The 13,404-nt window shown below is 65.1% G+C and carries 14 protein-coding genes and 1 pseudogene; 5 read left to right on the top strand and 10 right to left on the bottom strand.

The annotated features are described in order from the left end of the window. Positions 1–2 precede the first annotated feature (2 nt). The 5 genes and pseudogenes from AC3WLT_RS00715 to AC3WLT_RS00695 all read right to left on the bottom strand — a co-directional run bounded on the left by AC3WLT_RS00715 (position 3) and on the right by AC3WLT_RS00695 (position 4,641). Complete coding sequence (locus tag AC3WLT_RS00715; RefSeq protein ID WP_492589809.1) at positions 3–770, bottom strand: PAS domain-containing protein; 768 nt, start codon at positions 768–770, stop codon at positions 3–5. Positions 771–934: 164 nt separating this feature from the next. Continuing rightward, entirely contained in the window at positions 935–2,209 is a 1,275-nt protein-coding gene (locus AC3WLT_RS00710; protein WP_492589808.1) for an FAD-dependent oxidoreductase, read from the bottom strand. 98 nt (positions 2,210–2,307) lie between these two features. After that, positions 2,308–2,568, bottom strand: a pseudogene (locus AC3WLT_RS00705) (2Fe-2S iron-sulfur cluster-binding protein); the annotation flags it as partial. Then, positions 2,561–3,688, bottom strand: a complete 1,128-nt coding sequence (locus AC3WLT_RS00700; RefSeq protein ID WP_492590120.1) for an NAD(P)/FAD-dependent oxidoreductase — start codon at positions 3,686–3,688, stop codon at positions 2,561–2,563. The pseudogene AC3WLT_RS00705 and the gene AC3WLT_RS00700, both read right to left, overlap by 8 nt. Continuing rightward, on the bottom strand, positions 3,685–4,641 hold the full coding sequence (locus AC3WLT_RS00695; RefSeq protein ID WP_492590118.1) for a 4-hydroxyproline epimerase: 957 nt from the start codon (positions 4,639–4,641) through the stop codon (positions 3,685–3,687). Before AC3WLT_RS00695 ends, AC3WLT_RS00700 begins: the two co-directional genes overlap by 4 nt. A gap of 348 nt (positions 4,642–4,989) precedes the next feature. Here AC3WLT_RS00695 and AC3WLT_RS00690 point away from each other — a divergent pair, with 348 nt between their 5' ends. Beyond that, on the top strand, positions 4,990–5,895 hold the full coding sequence (locus AC3WLT_RS00690) for a dihydrodipicolinate synthase family protein (protein WP_492589807.1): 906 nt from the start codon (positions 4,990–4,992) through the stop codon (positions 5,893–5,895). A 151-nt stretch (positions 5,896–6,046) separates the two neighbouring features. Here AC3WLT_RS00690 and AC3WLT_RS00685 read toward each other — a convergent pair whose 3' ends face one another. Next, a complete protein-coding gene (locus AC3WLT_RS00685; RefSeq protein WP_492589805.1) occupies positions 6,047–6,763 on the bottom strand; it encodes a response regulator transcription factor in 717 nt (238 codons plus the stop codon). A 406-nt stretch (positions 6,764–7,169) separates the two neighbouring features. On the opposite strand from AC3WLT_RS00685, the gene AC3WLT_RS00680 reads away from it, so the two are divergent. Then, entirely contained in the window at positions 7,170–8,471 is a 1,302-nt protein-coding gene (locus AC3WLT_RS00680) for an MFS transporter (RefSeq protein ID WP_492589803.1), read from the top strand. A gap of 159 nt (positions 8,472–8,630) precedes the next feature. Continuing rightward, positions 8,631–10,100: an MFS transporter gene (locus AC3WLT_RS00675; RefSeq protein WP_492589801.1), complete on the top strand. Its 1,470-nt coding sequence runs from the start codon at positions 8,631–8,633 to the stop codon at positions 10,098–10,100. A gap of 16 nt (positions 10,101–10,116) precedes the next feature. On the opposite strand, the gene AC3WLT_RS00670 is transcribed toward AC3WLT_RS00675, so the two are convergent. The 4 genes from AC3WLT_RS00670 to AC3WLT_RS00655 form a co-directional block, all read right to left on the bottom strand. Then, positions 10,117–10,389 (bottom strand): hypothetical protein, encoded by a 273-nt coding sequence (locus AC3WLT_RS00670; protein ID WP_492589799.1) that lies wholly within the window; start codon positions 10,387–10,389, stop codon positions 10,117–10,119. A gap of 55 nt (positions 10,390–10,444) precedes the next feature. Continuing rightward, positions 10,445–10,876: a DoxX family protein gene (locus AC3WLT_RS00665; RefSeq protein WP_492589797.1), complete on the bottom strand. Its 432-nt coding sequence runs from the start codon at positions 10,874–10,876 to the stop codon at positions 10,445–10,447. 143 nt (positions 10,877–11,019) lie between these two features. Further along, the gene (locus AC3WLT_RS00660; protein WP_115104554.1) at positions 11,020–11,481 is read right to left on the bottom strand and encodes an RbsD/FucU family protein; all 462 of its coding nucleotides are present in this window, start codon (positions 11,479–11,481) and stop codon (positions 11,020–11,022) included. 122 nt (positions 11,482–11,603) lie between these two features. Next, the gene (locus tag AC3WLT_RS00655; RefSeq protein WP_492589795.1) at positions 11,604–11,747 is read right to left on the bottom strand and encodes a hypothetical protein; all 144 of its coding nucleotides are present in this window, start codon (positions 11,745–11,747) and stop codon (positions 11,604–11,606) included. A gap of 720 nt (positions 11,748–12,467) precedes the next feature. On the opposite strand from AC3WLT_RS00655, the gene flhD reads away from it, so the two are divergent. Both flhD and flhC read left to right on the top strand, forming a co-directional pair. Then, positions 12,468–12,788: a flagellar transcriptional regulator FlhD gene (gene flhD / locus AC3WLT_RS00650; RefSeq protein ID WP_115104566.1), complete on the top strand. Its 321-nt coding sequence runs from the start codon at positions 12,468–12,470 to the stop codon at positions 12,786–12,788. Positions 12,789–12,802: 14 nt separating this feature from the next. Beyond that, positions 12,803–13,372, top strand: a complete 570-nt coding sequence (flhC, locus tag AC3WLT_RS00645; RefSeq protein ID WP_492589793.1) for a flagellar transcriptional regulator FlhC — start codon at positions 12,803–12,805, stop codon at positions 13,370–13,372. Positions 13,373–13,404 lie beyond the last annotated feature (32 nt).

The following is a 13,404-nucleotide window of genomic DNA, read 5'->3' as shown; positions in this document are numbered from 1 at the left end:
ACTCAGCTTCGCGCGGTTCCGTGCAGCAGCATCCGGTACTCGGTCGGCGTCACGCCGACGGTCGCCTTGAATTGCCGCGTAAACGCGCTGTGGTCGGTGTAGCCGCAGAGCGCGGCGACATCGGTGACCTTGTCGTGCGAAACTAGCAGCGCGGTGGCTGCGTCAAGACGCGTTTTCAGCAACACCTGACGCGGCGTCAAATGAAACACTTTGTGAAAGTAGCGCTCCAGTTGCGCGACCGACATATCCGCCATCGCCGCAAGCTGTTTCAAATTCAACGGCTGCACGTAGTTTTCCTGGATGGACTGCACCACTGCGGCGAGCCGGCTGTACGCGGGATGACTGCCCTCGTCCGCTTTCAGATCGCGCGAAATGCCGGCAAGGCCGACCACCTTGCCGGCCGCGTCGCGCAGCGGCTGTTTGCAGGTCAGACACCAGCCGGGCTGGCGCCCCGGATAAAGATGCAGTTCCAGTTGATCGATTAGCTGGTTGCCGACGTTGATGATCGCCTTGTCCTGCGCGGTGTAGATGCGGCCGAAGCGGCGCGGAAACACGTCCTCGGCGGTCTTGCCGAGCAGCGCGGCTTTTTCCTTGTAACCGCAGCGCGAGGCGAGCGTTCGATTGACCAGCGCATAGCGCGCCTGCGCGTCCTTGACGAAGAACACGACGTCCGGCATCGCGTCGAACACCGGCTCGAGCAGCGTGAAATGCGACAGCATGCCGGACAGCGTTGCGTCGTCAGCTTCGAGCGGATGAGCGAGCGTGTTCATCGTGCGTGTCCCGTTTTGCGCCGTTTGCGCCGTTTGCGCCGTTTGCGCCGCTTATCCATGCATCTGGGCGGTTAGCGTGTGCGGTCGATTATAGGGCCAGGCGGCGGGGGAAAATATCCGTCCCGAAGGGAGTCCCCTTGGCGGACGGCCCTCCGGCCCCGGCGTCATTCGGACAGCGGCGGCTCGGCGCTCGCCGTCATCAACGTGCCGATTTGCGCTGGACTGAACGGCGGGCGCGGCGCGGCGGCTTGCCAGCCGAAATACAGGCTCGCCGCCGCGCCGCAGATTCTTCCCTGGCACGCGCCCATGCCGCAGCGGGTGTGCAGCTTGGCCTCGCGCCAGTTCGGATAGGCGCGCACTTCGCCGATGCTCACGTCTTCGCAGCGGCACAGCAGCGTGGCGTCGGGGGGCGGGGTGCGCGTGGCGCCTTGCAACGCGAACGCCGACTCGACGCGCCGGCCGAAACGCCGCCACCGCGCGCGTTGGACACATTGTGCGCGCAGCGCGGCTCCGCTTGCCACCAGGCCCGCGATCTCGCCTTCCACCTGCGCCAACTCCGCGCCGCCGATGCCCGTGCATTCGCCGGCGGCCAGCACGCCGTCGACCGAAGTGCGCTGCTCGCTGTCGACGACGATCTCGCCCGCCACGCCGATCTCACAACCCAGCGCCTGCGCAAGCGTGACATTCGGCACGAGTCCATAACCGCACGCGAGGCGCTCGCAATCGAGCGTCACGTCGCGTTCGCCGCGCCGGATCGTTACGCGCTCGACGCGGCCGCTACCCTGCGCCTCCCGCACGATGCTGCCGGTCCAGTAACGCAAGCCCGCGAAGCCGCGCGTCAAGTGGACGGCCTGCCACAGCTTTGCGGGCTCGGCGAGCAATGAAGCGCCGAAACGCCCGAGCTTCGCCGCCGATGCCTGTTCGACCACCGCCACTACCTGCGCCCCGGCGGCACGCGCGGTGGCTAGCGCGGCGAGCAGCAAAGGACCGCTGCCGGCAATCACGATCCGTTCGCCGTGCACCGGCATGCCGCCTTTGATGAGCGCCTGCAGCGCGCCTGCGCCGGTCACGCCCGGCAGCGTCCAGCCGGCGAACGGCAGCAGGCGCTCGCGTGCGCCAGTCGCAAGGATGAGCCGCTCGTAGGTGACGCACACGCCGCCGTGCTTCGCCGATTCGAGCAGCAAACCGCGTGAGCCCAACGGCGCGATCACGCGGGTCGAAGGCAACAGCGTGACGCCGCCTTGCATGCGCAAAGCGTCGAGCAGCGTGCGTAGCGGTGTTGGCGGCGGAATCCCCGGCCCCTGTCGCCAGATCTGTCCGCCGGCGCGCGGATTGTCGTCGAGGACCGCGACAGATGCGCCCGCGCGGGCCGCCGCGCGCGCGGCATTCAACCCGGCCGGACCGGCGCCGACGACGACAATATCGAAGTGCTGTTTCATCGCGTGTCCGTGGTGTCCGTGGTGTCCGTGGTGTCCGTGGTGTCCGTGGTGTCCGTGGTGCTCGCGGTGTCCGTGATACCCGTCATGCCCATCGTGTCCGTGCAAATGGTCTGGTCGTCGTGGCAAAGCGTCTGGCACGCCAACGCGTGCTGCCGGCCGCCGATCGTGACGCGGCACTCCTGGCACACGCCCATGCCGCACAGCGCCGCGCGCGGCTCGCCGCCGACCGAGGTCCGCGTGCCGATTTTCCCGGCAATGACGAGCGCGGCGGCGACCGTCGTGCCGGCTTCGACGTCGATGCTTCTATCGTCGATCGTCACGCGGACGCGCACGCGGCCACCTATCAGCGTGCTAGCCATGACCGTTCCGTTTGGTCAATCGCGCCGGCAGATACGGCTCGGCAGGAATCGTCGCGGAGCTCCCCGTGATTTGCGCGGCGAGCAGCTTCGCGGTTGCGAGCGAAGTGGTCACGCCCAGCCCCTCATGACCGACGGCCAGCCAGACACCCGGCGCGTGCTCGCCGGCCGGACCGATTAGCGGCAGACCATCCGGCGACGCCGCGCGAAAGCCGGTCCACGCGCGAATGCCATTGAGCGCCGGCAACACCGGCAGATAGCGCGCCGCGCGTAGCAGCATCTGCGCGAGCACCGGCATCTCGACAGCGGGATCGGTGGTATCGAACTGGCGCGACGAGCCGATCAGCAATTGGCCGGTAGGCCGCGGCTGTGCATTGAACGCCACCGACGTGCCGGCCGCATGGTGCGCGCTCTTGATGTAGCCGAGCTCGAGCAGTTGATGACGAATCAGCGCGGGATAGCGGTCGGTGATCAGCAGATGGCCCTTCTTCGCCTGCAACGGCAGCCATGGCGCAAGCCGCTGTGCTCCGAGGCCATTGGCGACGATCACGTGCGCCGCGCTCACACGCTCGCCGTCGGCCAGCGTCACGCCATGCGCACCGAGCTCGACGACTTGCGGGCCGAGCCGCACACGGATATGCGCGGCGCCCGGCGATTGCGTCAGCAGCCACTGCGCGACCGTGGGCGCATACACAATGCTGTCGTGCTCGATCCGCAAGCCGCCCGCCATCGCCCCCGCCAGCGCCGGCTCGCACGTCCGCAACGCCGCCGCGTCGAGCAGTTGCGCGGCGACGCCTTGCGCCGCAAACGCGGCCTGCATCGCGCGCGCGGCTTGCCACTCCTCGTCGTCCGCTGCGACCCACAGCGTGCCGCAGCGCGCGAACGCATCGCATGGGCGCAAGTGCAGCGCCAGTTCCAGCCACAACGCGCGCGAGTAGCGGCTCAGCGCGAATTCCGCCGGCGAGTCGTTCATCACGACGATATGGCCCATGCCCGCCGCCGTCGCGCCGCCGCCGATGCCCTGTTCGTCCAGCACCTCGACCCGCATGCCGAGCGCGGCCAGTTCCGCCGCGCAGGCCGCGCCGATAATGCCCGCCCCGACGATCACCGCGTCCGCTGTCATGCCGTGCGGATGCCCCATGCGAACGGATCGCGCTCATCGAAGCACAGGCGCCCTTCGGCCATGATGTGCGCGTGGCCGGTGATGGTCGGGATGACCGAAACGCCGTCGGCGGCGCGGCGATAGCTCGCCTCGAACACGCTGCCGATGATGCTTTCCTGCCGCCACACCGCGCCTTCGGCCAATTTGCCGTCGGCGGCGAGACAGGCGACTTTCGCACTCGTGCCGGTGCCGCACGGCGAGCGATCGTACGCGTTGCCCGGACACAGCACGAAGCTGCGGCTGTCGATGCCGTCGCGCGAGCCGGGCCCGAAGAGTTCGATGTGGTCGATCAAGGCGCCCGCCGCACCCGTAATGCGCTGCGCGATCAAAGCGTCGCGAATCGCCGAACTGAATGCCGTCAGTTCGCCAATGCGCGCGGCTTCCAGCGTGCGTCCATGTTCCGCGACGAGGAAAAACCAGTTGCCGCCCCATCCAATATCGCCGCTCAGCATGCCGTAGCCCGGCACGTCCACTTGCACGCCTTCGCGATAGCGGTAAGCCGGCACGTTGCGCACGGCGACGCTGCCGTCCTCGTTGAGCGTCGCTTCGACAACGCCGACCGGCGTTTCGATCCGATGGCGCCCCGGCCCGATCCGTCCCATGTGCGCGAGCGAAACGACCAGGCCGATCGTGCCGTGCCCGCACATGCCGAGGTAGCCGACGTTGTTGAAGAAGATCACGCCCGCCGCGCACGCCGGGTCGTCCGGCTCGCACAGCAGCGCGCCGACCACGACATCGGAGCCGCGCGGTTCGGTGACGATGCCCGCGCGCCAGTCGTCGAAATGCGCGCGAAACACGTCGAGGCGCTGCGCCAGCGTGCCGCCGCCGAGATCCGGGCCACCCGACACCACCAGGCGGGTCGGTTCACCGCCGGTGTGCGAGTCGATGATGTTCAAGGTTTTCATGACGACCATGGTAAGAATGCGCGGCTGGCCAGTCTTGGTGTACGTGCGCGTGGATTGTGACGATTTCGGCATAATCATCTCGCGCGTTTTGGGGCGCGTCGCGCGCTTGCGACCGACGCGGGCGGCACCCTCATCGCACACGAGCGGCGACAGCACCAGGCGCCCCGGGCGAACGTCTCACGCAACCTCACCGTTCTTCGCGTTTCATCCTGAAATAGCCGCCTCGCTTCATCAAGACAGGCCTGCGCGCACAGTCACTATGCCGAAATCGTCATGCGCCACGCGGCAATCGCGCAAGACGACGGCAAATTCCCTGCTTACACTGCGCTTCGACTCATCACATTCAGGAGAGCAGTCGTGGCGCATATCTGGGAAGGCGTATTGCCCGCAGTCACCACCAAATTCAACGCAGATTTCAGCATAGACCGCGCGTGGACCGGTAAGAATATCGAAGCGCAGATCGAGGCAGGGGTGGACGGCATCATCGTGTGCGGTTCGCTCGGCGAGGCGTCGACGCTCTCTCTGGACGAAAAGCTGCAAGTGCTCGACATCGCCGTCGACACGGCGCGCGGCCGCGTACCGGTCCTGCTGACGATCGCCGAAAACAGCACGCTCGACGCCTGCCGTCAGGCCGAAGCCGGCAGCCGGCGCGGCGCGGCCGGTTTCATGGTGCTGCCGGGGCTGCGTTATCTGTCCGACCGGCGCGAGACGCTGCACCACTTCCGCAGCGTCGCCGACGCCAGCGCACTGCCGCTGATGATCTACAACAATCCGCTGGCATACGGCGTCGACATGACACCCGAGATGTTCGCCGAGATCGCCGACGAAAAGAAAATCGTCGCGATCAAGGAATCATGCGGCGATGTGCGGCGCGTGACCGATCTGATCAACGCGGTCGGCGACCGCTTCGCGATTCTGTGCGGCGTCGATAACCTGGCGATGGAAGCGATACTGATGGGCGCGCATGGCTGGGTGGCCGGTCTCGTGTGTGCATTTCCGCACGAGACGGTCGCGATCTACAAGTTGCTCAAAGCCGGCCGGCTCGAAGAAGCCCGCGCGATCTATCGCTGGTTCGCGCCCTTGCTCGCGCTCGACGTGTCGCCGAAGCTGGTGCAGAACATCAAGCTGGCGGAGGCGATCGTCGGGCTCGGCACGGAACCGGTGCGGCCGCCGCGTCTGCCGCTGGCGGGCGACGAACGCCTGGCCGTGGAAGCGCTGATTCGCCGGGCGCTCGAAACGCGTCCGGCGTTGCCGCCGCTCTGAACGGCGCGGAGGTACGGTAGCGGCTGGTTGCGGCGGTTGCTGGTTGCGGCTGGTTGCGGCTGGTTGCGGCTGGTTGCGGCTGGTTGCGGCTGGTTGCGGCGGTTGCGGCTGGTTGCGCTCTAACGAGCAGCCCGCAACACCGGCCGTCAGCTCAGGCCGCCTTCACCTCGGCGCCGGCTTCGCCTTGCTGCAAATGCACCAGCCGGTAGCCGCTCTTGTACACCGGTTGCAGGCGGAAGTCGTTTTGCGGCTCGATTTCGAGCAAAAGACGCAGGCGCGACACGTGGCTGTCGATCGTGCGCGTGAACTCGCGGAATTCGCGGCCCCACACCATCGCGTAGATATGGTCGCGCGACATCACGCGGCCGATGTTGGAAAAGAACAGCGACGCCAGCCGGTATTGCGTACCCGATAGCTGGACCGGCTGCCCGCGCAACATGACGATCTGCCGATGGGTATCGAAATGGTACGGGCCGACGTCAAAGCTCGCCGCGCTGAAACGGTCCGGATAGGCACGGCGCAGGAGCGCGGTAATGCGCTCGCGAAACTCGCCCGGGCGCACAGGCAGTCCGACATAGTCGTCCGCGCCGCCGCTGAAAGCGCGCACCACGCTCTCCTCCGACGTTTCAGCCGAAGCGAACATGACCGGCAGGCGGCCGCCCACTGCGCGCACCGACCTCAGCACTTCGGCGCCGGACAGGCGCGAGCCCCGCCAATCCAGCACGAGAAGATCCACCGTGGAACGAGCAAGCGCTTTCGACATGGCGAGACCGTCGCCGTAACTCATGCAGGTGTGGCCGGCATGCATGACGATCCTCTCGAGCGACTGGCGCTGCACGGGGTCACGCTGAAGGATGGCAATACGCATGGGATGACTCTCAACTGATAGCTCGGACGCGATTCTCAAAGCGGTGCCCCTTCCATCCCATAGGAGCAATCCTAAACTGCACGCCGGGCGCCCTGTTCTGACGGACGCGCGTCACGTTCCGACATCAGACATCCACACTACGTACAGCGCCCCTAGCGTAAAGGCCCGACATCGGAATAAAAACGGCTTCAAGGGAACTTTTCCCAATCTAATTAAACGCTTCGCGAAGCGAAGGGCTTTCATCCTGTAAAATCCCGGCTTGGCCTCAGTCGTCATCACGCCTGCCCTATCCGGACCGGCGCGCCGGTGTCCCGTGCTCTACCCAGCGCTTGCCACACTTCTCGCCCGACGACCGCCGCATTCCACGCGCTACGTGTGGCTTTCAATTCAAGACAATGACATAGCAATGCAAGCAACAAATCTGGGTGGAGCACAGGCTGCCACCCCACGCCCTCTTGGACGCAGCGATTACAAAACGCTCGGCCTCGCCGCGCTGGGCGGGGCTCTGGAGTTTTACGACTTCATCATCTTCGTATTCTTCGCGCCGGCGATCGGTCAACTATTCTTCCCGGCCGAAATGCCGGACTGGCTGCGCCAGCTGCAGACCTTCGGTATCTTCGCCGCCGGCTATCTGGCGCGGCCGTTGGGCGGCATCATCATGGCGCACTTCGGCGACCTGTTCGGCCGCAAGCGCATGTTCACGCTGAGCGTGCTGCTGATGTCGGTGCCGACGCTGATGATGGGCCTGCTGCCCACCTACGCGAGCATCGGCGTGCTGGCGCCGGTGCTGCTGCTGGTGTTCCGCGTGCTGCAAGGCGCGGCGGTCGGCGGCGAAGTGCCGGGCGCATGGGTGTTCGTCTCCGAACACGTGCCGCAGCGGCACGTCGGCTACGCGTGCGGCACGCTGACGGCCGGTCTCACAGCGGGCATCCTGCTCGGCTCGCTGATCGCCTCGGCGGTGAACCGCCATTTCGCGCCGGCGGACATCGCGGCGTACGCGTGGCGCATTCCGTTCCTGGTCGGCGGCGTGTTCGGCATGTTCTCGGTTTATCTGCGCCGCTGGCTGCACGAGACGCCGGTGTTCGCCGAACTCAAGCAGCGCAAGTCGCTCGCCGCGGAAGTGCCGCTCAAAGCCGTGCTGCGCGATCACGGCCGCGCCGTGATCGTGTCGATGCTGCTCACGTGGATGCTGTCGGCGGCGATCGTCGTGGTAATCCTGATGACGCCGACGCTGTTGCAGAAGCAGTTTCACATCGCGCCGGCCACCGCGCTGCTGGCCAATTGCGTCGCGACGCTGTGCCTGACGATCGGCTGCGTGATGGCGGGCTCGATCGCCGGCCGGATCGGCGCGGGGCGCACGATTTTCATCGGCGGCCTGGCGCTCGCGGTGTCGTACTACGTGATGTTCCAGCAGCTTGCCGCCGATACGTCGGCGCTGGTGCCGCTGTACGCGGTGGTGGGCTTTTTCGTCGGCGTGATCGGCGCGATTCCGTTCGTGATGGTCAAGGCATTCCCGCCGGTCGTGCGGTTCTCGGGCATCTCGTTCTCGTATAATGTCGCCTATGCGGTGTTCGGCGGCCTCACGCCGGTCGCCGTGTCGCTGATGATGAAGTCGAACCCGATGGCCGCGCCGATGTATGTTGGCGCGCTGTGTATCGTCGGTGCGCTGACCACGTTCCTCATCAAGGACGCAGCGCAAACGCGTTGATCGCGCGTCGTACGTCGTAGTATCGCAACGGCGCGCCCACGCGGCGCGCCGTGGTTCCTCTCTCGGGCTCATGCCCTGCCTTGCGGGTTGTTTCGGCGACATCGACACTTCACGCCATCGCGAAACATGGTGCGCCGCATCGGACCTACGATGCATCGCATGAAAACGCCCAATCCCTCTCTCACGCCCGCTCTCGGCCGCGTCCTCGCGACGGTCAGCGTCGGCTTCGTCGTCACGCAACTCGACGTGACCATTGTCAACATCGCGCTGCCGAAGATCGGTGCGGACCTGCAGGCGAATGTGGCGGGCCTGCAATGGGTCGTCGATGCATACACGCTCGCGTTCGCGGTGCTGATGCTGTCCGCCGGCGTGCTCGGCGACCGGCTCGGCACGCGGCGCATGTACGCGGCCGGCATCGTGCTGTTCGCACTGGCGTCGCTCGCTTGCGGACTGGCGCAGAACGCCGCCATGCTGATCGCGGCGCGCGCGGCGCAAGGTATCGGCGCCGCCGCGATGCTGCCGAACTCGCTCGCGCTGCTCAATCGGTCGTTTGGACATGACCCGAGGCTCAGGGCCCGCGCCGTCGGGCTGTGGACCGCTGCCGGCGCGATGTCGATCGCGGCGGGTCCGGTAGCCGGCGGTCTGCTGATCGCGGCGTTCGGCTGGCGCAGCATCTTCCTCGTCAACCTGCCGATCTGCGCGGCCGGTTTGCTGGCGACCTTGCTTTGGGTGCCGCGCCCGGCAACGGCACCGACGCCAGCGGGCAGCCTGCGGACCGAAGCCGGGCCAGGCGCGCGCAGCATCGATCTGAGCGGCCAAGGCCTTGCCATCGTCGCGCTGACCGCCTTCGTCGCCGCCGTGATCGAATGGCGTCCAGCCGGCTTGAGCCATCCGCTGGTGGCGGGCGGGTTCATCCTCGCATTGGTTGCGACCGGCGCGTTTATCGCCGTGGAAACGCGCGTCGCGGCGCCGATGCTGCCGCTCTCGCTCTTCAGCAAGCGCACCTTCAGCGCCGCGGTGCTGTTCGGCATCTGCGTGAATCTGACGTACTACGGCATGGTGTTCGTGCTGAGCCTGTATTTGCAGCGCGTGCGCGGCTATACGCCGTTGCAGGCTGGGCTCGCGTTCCTGCCGTTGACCGGCGGGTTTCTGGTCTCGAACGTGGCGAGCGGCTGGGTAGTCGGCCGCTACGGTGTGCGCGTGCCGATGATCGCCGGAGCGATGACTGCCGCGCTCGGCTATGGCCTGCTGCATCGGGTCGACGCAGCCACGCCGCTCGCCGGCTTGCTGGTGCCGTTCCTGCTGATTCCGTCAGGCATGGGGCTTGCCGTCCCGGCCATGACCACGAGCGTGCTGGCCTCCGCCGAAGCGAAACGGGCAGGCACGGCGTCGGCAGTGCTGAATACGGCGAGGCAAGCGGGCGGCGCAGTGGGCGTGGCCGCGTTCGGCGCCCTGGCAAGCGGCGCAGCCGCCACGCGGATCGTAGCGGGCATGCAGGCCGCCACCGGAATCTCGGTGGGGCTGCTGGTGCTCGGCGGCGTACTCGCCTGCCTCGTGCATCCCGAGCCGCATAGGCGAGCGGCGAGCGAGCGCAAGTCCGGGCCCGTACGAGCAGCCGAGCCGCACTGACCGCTACGTTTCGGGCTCAGAGCGATGCCTCCTGAATCGTGCCGGTATCGATAGCGCGCTCGATCAGGCCTTCGCTTTGCGCCTTGCTGATCGCGTCGGCGATGAGCTTTTCCGGCTCATCGATCTCGGCCTTGATTGTGCTGAGGAGCCCCGATGCATCCAGAACCACCAGCGTTTTCGCCGAATCCGCCAGGCTGATGATGACGCGATGCGGCGTGGGCCCTTCGCCAAGGCTTGCGCACAGCTGCGTGACCTTGCCGCCAATGGTTTGCTCGAAACTTTGAATCATGGTTTGCTCCCTTGATAACAGCCGGAATCAGAAGCAACCGGCACGGCCTGTGCCATCATCGATTCAACCCGCCGCGCGGCGCGCGGGCGCCGTCGATACTGATACGGCCCGCTCCGGTCACGAACAGAAGCAGGAAACCACCGGCAATGCCGATGTTTTTCCAGAAGTGGATCACCATGTCGCGTTGCAAGGCGGCATCGGTGACGTTCCAGAAGTCGTGCCCCAGCACTGCCGTCGCCACCGTATACACCGCCATGACGAGCGCGAGCGGACGGACCTTGAAGCCGACGATCAGGAACAGGCCGCCGAGCGCCTCGACCGCGGTCGCGATCGGTGCGGCGACCGGCACGAACGGCACGCCTTTCGAATGCAGATAGCCGACGAAGCCCGCATAGCCCAGCAGCTTCATCACGCCGCCCCACAGAAAGAGCACGGCAAGGGCGATACGCGCGACGAGGATGACACCGGAATCGACGGGACGCGTCATGAGGGGGCTCCTGTAAATGAATAAGCAGCAGACCCGACCAGACGGCCGCAGTTCCCCGCTTTGCACCTGAGAATATGTGCATTGCCCGCCTTTTCCAAGCTCGGGCAGAGGTGTACGGAGCGCCTCGACGCGACCTGCCTCGATTATCGCGGGGCGTCCGGCGCAAGCAATACGCCCTTGGTCAGCACAAAGCAGCCATAACCGCGCTCTTCGCCCGTTGCGATCACGCAATAGGCTTTACGCGCGCGCTCATAAAAAGCGAATCGTTCGATCGAAGCAAACGGCACCTCGCGCCCTTCCGCTGCGTTGACCTCGATTTGCGCTTCGCGTTGCACTGCCGGAATCGTGTTCGGCTCGCCCACCACTTCCATCCGCGAAGCAGGATGCTCGATGAAGGTATCGAGCGGCAGCACCGACAGAACCGCTCGAATCGCACGCGGCGCGCTCACGCCGTCGAGGCGAAGCAGTTTGCCCAGCACCGTCGTACGCGCCACTGAAGCGCCCGGGAAATTCGCGTCGCAAATCACCAGCTCGTCGCCATGCCCCATCGAGCGAAGCGCGTACAACACGTCGGCGTTCAACAGCGGGTCCAGATTCTTCAGCACGGTGTCTCCTTGATGTGCAATTGGCGGCTGACCGTCCGGGTTCGGCAGGTCGGCCCAGGTAAGGCATGCCGGTCGATTCACGACCGGCTCGCGTCGAATGTCGATTATGGCCGAATTGACAATCAGCCGTTCCGCGCGAAGTGCCGGGCCGCGTTATTGCGGCGTTGCCGGCACTGCCAGCGCAGCCATCCCACCAACGCCAGCAACACGAGACCGGCGCCGCCCCGCACCGGCTCGCGCCAGGCCAGCGCTGGGCGCGTACGCATCGTCCGAAACACCGCTGATCGGCGTGGTCGGAAGTACCGGCGTTTTAACATCCGCGGCTATTTCAGCGGCATCGTGTCACGCAGCTTGCACGGCCCGGCTCTAGCTGGCCGTCACATTCGCCCGCAATGTGCCGGGCGCATGCCCGCGGCCCTGAGTTCAGCCCCGCCGTCGAACGAATTCGCCCAAACGGATTGCCGGAAGTTACAAATACCGCGCTGTTTGTAACTGGGGCCTCATCGAAATGTTACACGCCTGATTTGTCCCCATCGCAATGCCAATGACCGGTATTTATTACTTTTAATTGGGCTTACTTTCTATTTCCCTTCCTGCCCAATGCGCGATTTTCCGGTCTCCTGACAGGCCTCTTCCTATTTCCTGACAATCAAACCTGAGTCCCGCCATACAAGGGTTTGCATGGATCAGACAAGAGTTTTTGAGGGCGGGAAAACGGCACAGCTCCCTCTATTACGGGACTGTGAAATAGTTACCGAAATTTGATGCATCTTTTTGAGATATTTTTTTGAGAAAGGATTGATTTCTGGTTTTACCCTTCATACAATTCGTCCCAAGCTGTTACGAAATGTAACGCTATGTATCAAGAAATCGCCATCTGTATCAGGTGGTGACATGTAGCCGGAGGTCATCGTTTCCGGTGAGGCAGAAAAGACATAACGGCAAAAAAGCCGACATAGTAATTCGGGGCTTCGGAAACGCAGAAAATGGACCGTAGCAGCGAGACGCTGGATTCAATCCGCGAAATCAACTTGTCTTACATCATGCTCGCGCAACGCATGTTGCGTGAGGACAAACCGGTCGGGATGTTCCGGCTGGGACTGTCATCGGAACTGGCTGATTTGCTTGCCGGGCTGTCGCTCGCGCAGATCGTCAAACTGGCCGCTTCCGATCAGCTTTTGTGCTTCTTCCGCTTCAACGACCACTCGATGCTGTCGGCGTTGACGCAAACGACGAAGCACGCCGCAGTTTCGCCGACTCACGCTGCGATCCTGCTTGCAGGCCAGCCTGCCGAGCAGTTTGCTTAAACGAGGGGACTGCGATGCTCAAGCGTAGCCTGACCGAAGACGCGCAAGACGTATTCCGCGCCATCGCGCTGATCGAACTCGGCGCGCGCATGCAGGTGCTCGAAAGCGAATTGACGCTGTCGCGCGACCGCATGATCCGCCTGTACCGCGAGGTCAAGGGTGTGTCTCCGCCCAAGGGCATGCTGCCGTTCTCGGCGGACTGGTATATGACGTGGCTGGCGAACATCCACGCATCGTTGTTCTACAACACGTACCTGTTCCTGAAGAATGAAGCGCGCTGCTCGCATCTGGACGCGCTGACCAAAGGGTATCGGCTGTATCTGGAACATTGCCGGCACAGCGAAACCGAACCCGTGCTGGACCTGACGCGTGCGTGGACGCTGGTGCGTTTCTTCGACGCCGACATCCTGCAACTGACCAAGTGCTGCCGCTGCACCGGCAAGTTCGTCGCCCACAAGCACGATCTGCAACATAACGTGGTATGCGGCGCCTGCCAGCCGCCGTCGCGCGCCGGCAAGACCAAGAAGGCCGCCGCCGCCCGTCAGGAAGCGCTCGAAGCATCGCAGATCGCGCAAGCAGCCTGAACTTTCGGCGTCCGACGCGAGGCCGCTTAGCG

The organism is Paraburkholderia sp. FW306-2-2C-D06C (genome assembly GCF_058781505.1).
Note: the sequence above shows the minus strand (reverse complement) of the source record. Positions and strands in the feature narration are given on the sequence as shown.

Bases quoted from the DNA above. Each gene is read 5' to 3' on its own strand.
- AC3WLT_RS00700 (WP_492590120.1), bottom strand. From the start codon at position 3,688: ATGACAGCGGACGCGGTGATCGTCGGGGCGGGCATTATCGGCGCGGCC.
- flhC (WP_492589793.1), top strand. From the start codon at position 12,803: ATGCTCAAGCGTAGCCTGACCGAAGACGCGCAAGACGTATTCCGCGCC.
- AC3WLT_RS00685 (WP_492589805.1), bottom strand. From the start codon at position 6,763: ATGCGTATTGCCATCCTTCAGCGTGACCCCGTGCAGCGCCAGTCGCTC.
- AC3WLT_RS00710 (WP_492589808.1), bottom strand. From the start codon at position 2,209: ATGAAACAGCACTTCGATATTGTCGTCGTCGGCGCCGGTCCGGCCGGG.
- AC3WLT_RS00680 (WP_492589803.1), top strand. From the start codon at position 7,170: ATGCAAGCAACAAATCTGGGTGGAGCACAGGCTGCCACCCCACGCCCT.
- AC3WLT_RS00655 (WP_492589795.1), bottom strand. From the start codon at position 11,747: ATGCGTACGCGCCCAGCGCTGGCCTGGCGCGAGCCGGTGCGGGGCGGC.
- AC3WLT_RS00695 (WP_492590118.1), bottom strand. From the start codon at position 4,641: ATGGTCGTCATGAAAACCTTGAACATCATCGACTCGCACACCGGCGGT.
- flhD (WP_115104566.1), top strand. From the start codon at position 12,468: ATGGACCGTAGCAGCGAGACGCTGGATTCAATCCGCGAAATCAACTTG.
- AC3WLT_RS00675 (WP_492589801.1), top strand. From the start codon at position 8,631: ATGAAAACGCCCAATCCCTCTCTCACGCCCGCTCTCGGCCGCGTCCTC.
- AC3WLT_RS00670 (WP_492589799.1), bottom strand. From the start codon at position 10,389: ATGATTCAAAGTTTCGAGCAAACCATTGGCGGCAAGGTCACGCAGCTG.
- AC3WLT_RS00665 (WP_492589797.1), bottom strand. From the start codon at position 10,876: ATGACGCGTCCCGTCGATTCCGGTGTCATCCTCGTCGCGCGTATCGCC.
- AC3WLT_RS00715 (WP_492589809.1), bottom strand. From the start codon at position 770: ATGAACACGCTCGCTCATCCGCTCGAAGCTGACGACGCAACGCTGTCC.